10 protein-coding genes are annotated in these 9917 nt (G+C 65.5%); 3 read left to right on the forward strand and 7 right to left on the reverse strand.

Annotation, left to right across the window (positions count from 1 at the left end):
- Positions 1 to 236: 236 nt before the first annotated feature.
- Complete coding sequence (gene ppc / locus B3E94_RS01230) at positions 237 to 2864, reverse strand: phosphoenolpyruvate carboxylase (RefSeq protein ID WP_286912028.1); 2628 nt, start codon at positions 2862 to 2864, stop codon at positions 237 to 239.
- Positions 2865 to 3034: 170 nt separating this feature from the next.
- Between ppc and B3E94_RS01235 the strand changes: the two genes are divergently transcribed.
- The 3 genes from B3E94_RS01235 (at position 3035) to B3E94_RS01245 (ending at position 4895) form a co-directional block, all read left to right on the forward strand.
- Positions 3035 to 3379 (forward strand): pilin assembly protein, encoded by a 345-nt coding sequence (locus B3E94_RS01235; RefSeq protein ID WP_236237312.1) that lies wholly within the window; start codon positions 3035 to 3037, stop codon positions 3377 to 3379.
- A 266-nt stretch (positions 3380 to 3645) separates the two neighbouring features.
- Positions 3646 to 4059 carry a DUF4398 domain-containing protein gene (locus B3E94_RS01240; protein ID WP_236237313.1) on the forward strand — a complete coding sequence of 138 codons (414 nt, stop codon included), beginning with the start codon at positions 3646 to 3648 and terminating at the stop codon, positions 4057 to 4059.
- A 50-nt stretch (positions 4060 to 4109) separates the two neighbouring features.
- The gene (locus tag B3E94_RS01245) at positions 4110 to 4895 is read left to right on the forward strand and encodes an OmpA family protein (RefSeq protein ID WP_286912029.1); all 786 of its coding nucleotides are present in this window, start codon (positions 4110 to 4112) and stop codon (positions 4893 to 4895) included.
- A gap of 111 nt (positions 4896 to 5006) precedes the next feature.
- Here the strand turns inward: B3E94_RS01245 and B3E94_RS01250 are convergent, their stop codons facing one another.
- The 6 genes from B3E94_RS01250 to lysS all read right to left on the reverse strand — a co-directional run.
- Positions 5007 to 5333: a hypothetical protein gene (locus tag B3E94_RS01250; RefSeq protein WP_176513594.1), complete on the reverse strand. Its 327-nt coding sequence runs from the start codon at positions 5331 to 5333 to the stop codon at positions 5007 to 5009.
- A complete protein-coding gene (locus B3E94_RS01255; protein WP_286912030.1) occupies positions 5330 to 6256 on the reverse strand; it encodes an alpha/beta hydrolase in 927 nt (308 codons plus the stop codon). The genes B3E94_RS01250 and B3E94_RS01255 overlap by 4 nt, the downstream gene beginning before the upstream one ends.
- Entirely contained in the window at positions 6228 to 7505 is a 1278-nt protein-coding gene (locus tag B3E94_RS01260) for a flavohemoglobin expression-modulating QEGLA motif protein (RefSeq protein ID WP_286912031.1), read from the reverse strand. Before B3E94_RS01260 ends, B3E94_RS01255 begins: the two co-directional genes overlap by 29 nt.
- A gap of 28 nt (positions 7506 to 7533) precedes the next feature.
- A complete protein-coding gene (locus B3E94_RS01265) occupies positions 7534 to 8082 on the reverse strand; it encodes a hypothetical protein (protein ID WP_176513600.1) in 549 nt (182 codons plus the stop codon).
- 29 nt (positions 8083 to 8111) lie between these two features.
- Positions 8112 to 8816 (reverse strand): TetR/AcrR family transcriptional regulator, encoded by a 705-nt coding sequence (locus tag B3E94_RS01270; protein ID WP_176513703.1) that lies wholly within the window; start codon positions 8814 to 8816, stop codon positions 8112 to 8114.
- Positions 8817 to 8997: 181 nt separating this feature from the next.
- The coding region (gene lysS, locus B3E94_RS01275) for a lysine--tRNA ligase (RefSeq protein WP_286912032.1) at positions 8998 to 9917 on the reverse strand (920 nt) is incomplete at its 5' end.

The following is a 9917-nucleotide window of genomic DNA, read 5'->3' on the forward strand; positions in this document are numbered from 1 at the left end:
TATGAAATTCAATGGATTCGGCGACCAGGGCCAAGTCCGGAAAATCGGGTATGACCATAAATCGGTCAGAAGGCTGCTCAAGATACACAGCGCTCGGCAGCCAGACAAGCGTCCCAAAGTTGCAGGAATGCGCCATCGGTAGCCCCGGCAAAGGGTGGTTGCGCCCGGCGCAACCGCCCTTGCTGCCCTGCCCCGGCCCAGGCTGCGCCCCCAGGCTAGGGCAGGCCGACAGCGCCTCAGCCGGTGTTGCGCAGGCCCGCCGCGATACCGGCCACGGTCACCAGCAAGGCCTGCTCCAACGGGCTGTCCAGAGCGGCTTCACGGCTGCGCGAACGCGCCAGCAACTCGGCCTGCAGGCGGTGCAGCGGGTCCAGGTAGGTGTTGCGCAGGCTGATGAATTCCCGCGTTTCGGGGCTGTGCGCCAGTAGCACCGGCTGCCCGGTCAGGCCCAGCACCACCTGGCAGGACTGCGACAATAGGTCGCGCAGGTGCGCACCTAAAGGAAGCAAGCCCGGTTGCACCAGACGTTGGTCGTAGGCCTCGGCGATCTGCGCATCGGCCTTGGCCAGGACCATTTCCAGCATGTCGATGCGGGTGCGGAAGAACGGCCATTGTTCACGCATCTGCGCCAGCAGCTCGCCCTGGCCGCGCGCCAGGGCATTGCTCAGCGCCGTTTCCCAGCCCAGCCAGGCGGGCAGCATCAGGCGGGTCTGGGTCCAGCCGAAGATCCACGGGATCGCCCGCAAGCTCTCGATGCCGCCGGCGCGGCGCTTGGCCGGGCGGCTGCCCAGCGGCAGGCGCCCCAGCTCCTGCTCGGGCGTGGACTGGCGGAAGTACTCGACGAAATCCGGGTTGTCGCGCACCACGCCGCGGTAGGCCTTGACGCCGTCGGCGGCCAGTTGGTCCATCAGCTCGCGCCAGGCAGGCTGCGGCGGCGGCGGTGGCAGCAAGGTGGCTTCGAGCACCGCGGCCAGGTAGAGGTTGAGGTTCTGCTCGGCGATGCCCGGCAAGCCGAACTTGAAGCGGATCATCTCGCCCTGTTCGGTAGTACGGAAACGCCCCGCCACCGAGCCCGGTGGCTGCGACAGGATTGCCGCGTGGGCCGGGCCGCCACCACGGCCGACGGTGCCGCCGCGGCCATGGAACAGCAGCAGCTCGACCTGATGCTCGCGGCAGATGCGCACCAGGCTTTCCTGGGCGCGGTACTGGGCCCAGGCGGCGGCGGTGGTGCCGGCATCCTTGGCCGAGTCGGAATAGCCGATCATCACTTCCTGCGGCCCGCGCAGGCCGGCCCGGTAGCCCTGCAGCCCGAGCAGGCGCTGCATCACCGGCCCGGCGTTGTCCAGGTCGGCCAGGGTCTCGAACAGCGGCACCACGCGCATGGGCCGGGTCAGCCCGGCTTCCTTGAGCAGCAGCTGCACGGCCAGCACATCGGAGGCGGCGCCGGCCATGGAGATGACATAGGAACCCAGTGAAGCGCCCGGCGCGGCGGCGATTTCACGGCAGGTGGCGAGTACTTCGGCGGTGTCTGCCTGGGGCTGGAAGTGCGCAGGCAGCAATGGCCGGCGGTTCTTCAGCTCGGCCTGGAGGAAGGCGATGCGCTGTTCTTCATCCCATTGGCCATAGTTGCCCAGGCCCAGGTAGTCGGTGATTTCCGACAGCGCGTCACGGTGCCGGGCGGCATCCTGGCGCACGTCGAGGCGGCCGAGGAACAGGCCGAAGGTGACCGCGCGGCGCAGGGTGTCGAGCAGTGGGCCGTCGGCGATCACGCCCATGCCGCATTCGTGCAGCGAGTGGTAGCACAGCTCCAGCGGGGCGATCAGGTCGCGGTTGTCCACCAGCACATCGGCGCTGGCCGGCTGCGAGCTGGCCAGAGAGGAATGGGCCCAGGCGCGGGTTGCCCGCAGGCGGTCGCGCAAGTGCTTGAGCACCGCTCGGTAGGGCTCGGCGCTGTCACCAACCTGCTCGCGCAGCGCGCTGCTGGCCTGCTGCATGGACAGCTCGGCGGCCAGCGCATCGATATCGCGCAGGAACAGGTCGGCCGCCATCCAGCGGGCCAGCAGCAGCACTTCGCGGGTCACCGCGGCGGTGACGTTGGGGTTGCCATCGCGGTCGCCGCCCATCCACGAGGCGAAGCGAATCGGCGCAGCCTCCAGCGGCAGGCGCAGGCCGGTGGCGTCGAACAGCGCCTTGTCGACCTTGCGCAGGTGGCTGGGAATCGCGTGCCACAGAGAATGCTCGATGACCGCAAAGCCCCACTTGGCTTCATCTACCGGGGTGGGCCGGGTGCGGCGGATTTCCTCGGTGTGCCAGGCCTCGGCGATCAGCCGGCGCAGGCGCTCGCGCACCTGCTGGCGCTCGCTGGGGGTGAGGTCGCGGTGGTCCTGCGCCGCCAGCTGGCCGGCGATGGCGTCGTACTTCTGGATCAGCGTGCGCCGGGCCACCTCGGTGGGGTGTGCGGTCAGCACCAGCTGGATGTCCAGCTTGGCCAGTTGCCGGGCAAGGGCATCATCCTTGTGCCCGGCCTGCTTCAGGCGCGCCAGCAGCTCAGGCAGCACCCGCACCTCGAAGGGCTCTTGCTGTTCGCCATCGCGGCGACGAATCAGCTGGTACTGCTCGGCCATGTTGGCCAGGTTGAGGAACTGGTTGAACGCCCGCGCCACCGGCAGCAGGTCGTCCTCGGCAAGGTCGCCGAGGGTCGAGCTCAATTGCTCGCCGGGGCCGCGGCGGTCGGCCTTGGCACTGTGGCGAATGTCCTCGATCTTCTGCAGGAACGCTTCACCATGCTGCTGGCGAATGGTTTCGCCGAGCAACTCCCCCAACAGATGGACATCTTCACGCAAGCGCACATCGATATCGGTCATTGGCCCTCTCTTCGGCGCGGCTGGCCCGCGCCCTGCCCAGGAAACAGCACGTCCCCAAGAGTGCCCACAGGCGAGGCGCCATGGCAAGCCGAGATCGGCCAAAGCAAACTAAAGTGAGAGCTGAGCAGTCCGATGCAATGCAGCCTATCCAGGCGTCGACAGAGGTCATCATGAAAATCCGCGAACTCGCCCAGCACTGGGAGCAGAATGCCGCAGGTACCCTGAGCCCCACCGGCCATAGCTTGCACCTGGACCTGGAGTCCGAGGCACGCCTGGCAGCGCTCATCGACATGTACCCCAAGCGCACCGCCGAGGAACTGCTTGGCGAACTGGTAGCCGCCGCCCTGGAAGAGCTGGAAGCCAGCTTCCCTTATGTGCAGGGCCAGACCGTCATTTCCACCGACGAAGAAGGCGACCCGCTGTACGAGGACATTGGTTCCACGCCGCGCTTTCTGGCCCTCTCGCGGCGCCACCTGCGCGACCTCAGCAACACCGGTGAAGACTCCGGCAACTGACTCCTCCCACGCCTTTCCGGGCTCGTTCGCAGCCCGGAATACCTTCGTTTTCCCTTGAAAGTTCCCCGCCGCAGCAACTGACTAATCAGTCAGAAATAACTTGAAAATTTTGTGAACCATTCAAAAAAGCCCTCGGTCACAGCCAATAGCCATCACGCTAAAACCCTGCACACCTGTTGTCGTGCACCGTGCAGCGAACGTGCTGACAAAGGTCAGGGATTGAGCGATGGACTGCTACGGACATTGTCGTTATCAGGAGTGATCCAATGGAGCTGACCACCATGAAGACCCGCACCGCGAAACCCTCATCCCCCCATGTGCGCGGACTCAAGCTGGCCGCGCTGGCCCTGGGCAGTAGCCTGGTCCTGGCCGGCTGTGCCGGCAACCCGCCGACCGAGCAGTACGCCGTGACCCAGTCCGCCGTGAACTCCGCGGTCAGCGCTGGCGGCACCGAGTTTGCCGCCGTGGAAATGAAAGCCGCGCAGGACAAGTTCAAAGAAGCCGAAATCGCCATGCACGACAAGAAGTACGACGATGCCAAGCGCCTGGCCGAGCAGGCCGAGTGGGACGCTCGCCTCGCCGAACGCAAGGCCCAGGCGGCCAAGGCCGAGAAGGCCGTACAGGAAGCCCGCCAGGGCGTCCAGGACGTGCGTCAGGAAGGCATGCGCAGCGCTCAGTGAGCGCGGCACCCCTAACCTGAGCCTTCGCAATCGATCAAAGGATGAACACTATGCGCAATTACGTCATGATTCCCGCCCTGCTGGCCCTGAGCGTCGGTCTCGCTGCCTGCTCCCACGACCCGAACCCGAACCTGGAATCGGCACGCACCAACTTCTCGGCGCTGCAGAGCGACCCGCAGGCGAGCAAGGTCGCGGCCCTTGAAACCAAGGACGCCCAGGACTGGCTGAACAAGGCCGACAAGGCCTTCATGGAGCGTGAGAACAACGAGAAGGTCGACCAGCTGGCCTACCTGACCAACCAGCGCGTCGAAGTGGCCAAGCAGACCATTGCCCTGCGCACCGCCGAAAACGAGCTGAAAAACGCTTCGGCCGAACGCGCCAAGGCCAAGCTCGATGCCCGCGACGCGCAGATCGCCAAGCTGCAGGACAGCCTCAACGCCAAGCAGACCGACCGCGGCACCCTGGTGACCTTCGGCGATGTGCTGTTCGACTTCAACAAGGCCCAGCTCAAGAGCAGCGCCTTGCCCAACGTTACCAAGCTGGCCCAGTTCCTCCAGGAGAACCCTGAGCGCAAGGTGATCGTCGAGGGCTACACCGACAGCGTCGGTTCGGCCAACTACAACCAGTCCCTCTCCGAGCGCCGCGCCGGCGCCGTGCGCATGGCGCTGGTACGTGCCGGCGTGGACCCTGCGCGCATCGTCGCCCAGGGTTATGGCAAGGAGTACCCGGTAGCGGACAACGCCAGCAACTCCGGCCGTGCGCAGAACCGTCGGGTGGAGGTGACCATCTCCAACGACAACCAGCCGGTGGCGCCGCGTTCGGTGAGCCAGCGCTAAGCGCAAGCTGGCTTGGCTGAAATGAAAAGCCCCGCGCGATGCGGGGCTTTTTCTTGACTGTACCGGCCCTATCGCCGGCAAGCCGGCTCCCACAGGTGGAAGCCAATGGCATCACTGCACCTGCTGCGGGGTTTCCTCACCCATGCAGCGCACCGCACGCTTGCGGTTGTCCACCAGCACCCCGGTCAAGCCCTTCTGCTGCGTATCGAACAGCACCAGCACGCCATCCATGCACTGCGCCACCTGCGCCGCAGGCTCCAGCGAGACCTTGTAGTCTTCGCCCGGCACGGTCTTGAGCATGGTGAAATCCTGCAACAGCAGCGCATCCTCGGGCTTGGCGAAATGCAGGTAGCCGTAATACCAGAGGGCCCCCACCGTCACGATGATGCTGCCGACACCGGTCAGGATCAGGGGGATGGCGTTGCGTTCTTCACTCATTGCGGGTTCTTCTTCTGGTCAGGGTAGTTGGGCACTTCGGCAAGGCGCCGCAGGCCGTTGAAATGGCTGGGGTCATCCAGGAAGCGGAGCATCACCTGGCGCCACACAGGGTCAGCGAAGGTCTGCACATGGCCGCCACGGGTCAGCTGCAATACCCGCGGTGGCGGTGCGTGCTGGTACAGGCGGATGCCGTTGTCCATCGGCACCAGGGTGTCGTCGATGCTGTGGAAGAACAGCTTGGGCGGGCTGGCAAGCTGCTCGACCGAGCGGATCGCGCTGTCGCCGTCCGGCACCAGGTAGGACAACGGCACCTGCAGCGGCCAGGTCAGCCATGAAGTGCTCAGGGCGTAGCGGCCGACCGCGCGGTAGCTGGCCGGCACGCCATCGAACACCAGCGCGCTGAAGCGTTGACGCTGCTCGGGATGCTGCGCCAGGTAATGGATCGCCATCGCCCCGCCGAGGCTCTGGCCCAGCAGCACCAAAGGCTTGCCCTTGACCTGCGGCGCCTGGTCGAGCCAGGCCATGGCGGCCGCGATGTCCTCATACACCTCCGGCAAGCTGGGCGTGCCCTGGGACAAGCCATAGCCGCGGTAATCGATCATCAGCACCTGGTAGCCCTGCTCCGGCAACCAGTAGCTGGCGCCCAGGTGGCCGGGCAGGTTGCCGCCGTTGCCGTGCAGGTGCAGCACCGTGCCCTTGACCTCGACGCCGGCCTTGGCCGGCAGCCACCAGCCATGCAGGCGCACGCCATCGGTGGTGGTGAGCGTGACATCGCGGTACTGCAGCTGGGCCCGCGCGGGGGTGAACGCCTCGCCCGGTTCGGGGTAGAACAGCAGGCTGCTGCAACCGCCCAGCCCCAGCAGGAGCATGCCCAGGGCCAGCAGGCGGCAGCGCTCAGAGAATGTTCGCGTAATCGGCTTCAATGCGATCCAGGCTCAGGTGGTTGAGGAAGTTGGAGAAGCACATCCACGCCGACAGGGCGTTGAGGTCGCGGAATTGTTCGGGCAGGTACTTGGGTGGCTCGACCAGGCCCTCTTCGACCAGTTGGCGCAGGGTGCGCATGTCTTCCAGGGTGGTCTTGCCGCAGAACAGCAGCGGAATCTGCTCGAGCTTGCCCTTCTTCACGGCCAACTGAATGTAGTTGTAAACCATGATGAAGCCCTTGAGGTAGGACAAGTCCTTGGTGAATGGCAGGCCATTGGGCACCGAACCGCGGAACACCCGGCTGGCGTTGCTGTAGCTTTGCGCCAATTCGAAACCCTGGGCGCGGAAGAACTCGAACACCTGCAGGAAGTCCGCGCCCTCCTCGACCATGTGGATGGCACGGGTGCGGTTGGTGAGCTTGCGCAGGCGGCTGGGGTAGGAGGCGAAGGCGATCACCTCCATGAGGATCGCCAGGCCCTCCTGGGTCACCGTCGAGGAGGGCGGGCCCTTGGCCAGGAAGGTGCAGATCGGCTGGTTCAGGCCATTGAGCGTGGTGCCCACGTGCACCAGCCCTTCATGCACTTCCAGCGCGCGCACGTCGCGGCTGTTGAACATGGCGTCGGCGCGAATCTTGATGTAGTCGGCACCGGCTGCGGCGTCGGCGACGATGCCGTCGGACTCGAACACGCGGATGGTTTCCTCGGCCTCGCCGAACACCTTGTTCAGGCGCTGCTGGAGGATGTCCACGGCCTCCTTGGCGGTGAGGTTCTTCGGCTCGTCCTTGAGGTCGCCACGGCCATCAATGTTGTTGAGGTAGTCCGAGAGCATCAGGCCCAGGTCGGCCAGGGTCGGGTCACCGGCGTGGAAGGCATCGGAGGCGGCGCCATACAGCTCCTGGGAGATCAGGCCGAAATCCTCGGTACCGCGCGCTTCGAGCATGCGCACCACCATGCGGTACTCCTTGCACATGCGCCGCATGATCTGCCCGACCGGGTTGAACTGGCCCAGCTGGCGGGTGATGTCGCGCTCGATGCTCTGGAATTCGGCCTTCACCGCGCTGGAGTCGAACGACAGCGGGCGCGACTGGTAATAGGCACGGTCCACCGCCGGCGGCTCCTTGCCCTTGGCCTTGAGGAAACCCTGGCGAATGTTGTCGTCCCACTTCACCGCATCGAGCACGCGGATCGGGGTCTGCGCCGTGACGATGCGATCGGACAGGGCGCGGATGGTCTGCTGGTATTCGTCCACCGGGGACTCCTTGAAAATCAGATCCTGGCTATTTGCCGCTGCGCTGGAAGCGTGCCACCTCGACGAACAGGTCGGAGTTGGCCGGGTCGTCCAGGTAGGCCAGCACCCGCGCCGACGGGCTGTCGATCAGCACCCCGGCGCCGTTGTCTTCCGGCACCTGGGTGCTGCGCCCGGTCAGTTCCTTCTTCTCCACCGCCTGCTCGATCTGCTCGACGTCGAGGTTGTAGAGCACCAGTTGCTTGCCCTCGACGATGTCGAACCCGCCGATCAGGAAGTTGCCGCCCAGGCGCTTGGGCACCCCGGCCGAGAGGTACCAGCGGTTGCCGTGGCGCGACACGCTGAAGACATATTCCTCAGGCTTCTTGCCCTTGGCCGTGGCCACGGCCTTGTAGGCGCCGGCGCCACTGCGGCTGATCACCAGCTGCAGCGGCTCGCCCCAGGCATCCTTGCTGTGCCACTTGCCCAGCAGCGCCTTGGGCGCCGCCTGGTTGCTCGGCAGCGGTTCGTGGAAGGTCACCAGACAACCGCCCAGCAGCAGGAATGACAACGTCAACAGCACCACACGCCAGGCTTTCATCAGGTTCTCCTTGAAAGGTCGTTCTCGGCTCAGGCCGATGCCAGCACCAGGTGCAGGTAACGGGTAAGCATAGCGAGCATCTGCCCATCGGCTTGCGCATCGGCATCCTTGAGCAGGCCCTGATATTCCATCTGCTCGATAATCGCCGTCAACATCTGGGCGTCCTGTTCGGGTTGGCGCGAGCCGACCACCTGCAGCAGCTGCCGCGTGCCATGCAGCAGGATCTGCTGGTGGGCGCGCACCAGCTCGGCCAGGCGCGGGCACAGCAGCGCTTCCTGGCGGAAGGCCTGCTCGGCCATGAGGAAGTCACGGCGGTTGAGCAACTGGCGCGACACATAGTCGGCGGTCATGCGTGCCACTTCGTCGGCCAGCCGCGCCCGCGATTGCGCACTGCCGTCGCCCTGGGCGAGCAGCTGGCGCAGCACCACTTCGGTGTTGGCCCACAGCTTGGCCATGTAGGCGGCGCTGCGTTCGACGTACTGGGCGAAGGTATCGGTGAGCAGGTCTTCGATATCCTTGAAGTAGTAGGTGGTGGCGGACAGCGGCACGCCCGCTTCCGCGGCCACGGCGCGGTGACGCACGCCGCGCACGCCATCACGCACGACGATGCGCATGGCGGCGTCGAGGATCAGCTGGCGGCGCTGTTCGCTGCCTTGACGGGCGGTCTTGCGGCCTTGGTATTGCACGCTTTCGGCGACGGCGCTGGCGATGCCGGCGGCGCCTTGCTGGGCCATTGCGGGGGTCACTCTGGGTACCTCATTGTTCGAGTCAGCGGCGGCCCCTATCGCCGGCAAGCCGGCTCCCACAGGAACTCCACAACGCTTCCTGTGGGAGCCGGCTTGCCGGCGATAGGGCTGCTACAGACAGTCTTCAGGCATGAAAAAGCCGCCTCGAAAGGCGGCTTGTTCAGTTCGCTCAGGCCTGTGGGCGCATGTGCGGGAACAGGATCACATCGCGAATCGATGGCGAGTTGGTCAGCAGCATGACCAGGCGGTCGATACCGATGCCTTCGCCTGCTGTCGGCGGCATGCCGTACTCCAGCGCACGCACGAAGTCGGCGTCGTAGTGCATGGCTTCGTCGTCACCGGCGTCCTTCTCGGCCACCTGGGCCAGGAAGCGTTCGGCCTGGTCTTCGGCATCGTTGAGCTCGGAGTAAGCGTTGGCGATCTCGCGGCCACCGATGAACAGCTCGAAACGGTCGGTCACGGCCGGGTTGTCGTCGTTGCGACGGGCCAGCGGCGAGACTTCGAACGGGTACTCGGTGATGAAGTGCGGCTGCTCCAGCTTGTGCTCGACCAGCTCTTCGAAAATCATCACCTGCAGCTTGCCCAGGCCCTCGTGGCCCAGCACCTTGGCGCCGGCCTTCTTGGCGATGTCACGGGCACGGTCGACGTCCTGCAGGTCGGCGGCGGTGAGCTCGGGGTTGTACTTGAGGATCGAGTCGAACACCGACAGGCGCGCGAACGGCTCGCCGAAGTGGAACACCTTGTCGCCATACGGCACGTCGGTGCTGCCCAGTACCAGCAGCGCCAGCTCGCGGAACAGTTCCTCGGTGAGGTCCATGTTGTCGCGGTAGTCGGCGTAGGCCTGGTAGAACTCGAGCATGGTGAATTCAGGGTTGTGACGAGTCGATACGCCTTCGTTACGGAAGTTGCGGTTGATCTCGAACACTTTTTCGAAGCCACCGACCACCAGGCGCTTGAGGTACAGCTCCGGCGCGATGCGCAGGAACATGGCCATGTCCAGGGCGTTGTGGTGGGTTTCGAACGGCTTGGCCGCGGCGCCGCCAGGGATGGTCTGCAGCATCGGCGTCTCGACTTCGAGGAAGTCGCGCT

Source organism: Pseudomonas sp. UBA6315, from assembly GCF_002438125.1.
Classification (GTDB): Bacteria; Pseudomonadota; Gammaproteobacteria; order Pseudomonadales; family Pseudomonadaceae; genus Aquipseudomonas; species Aquipseudomonas faucium.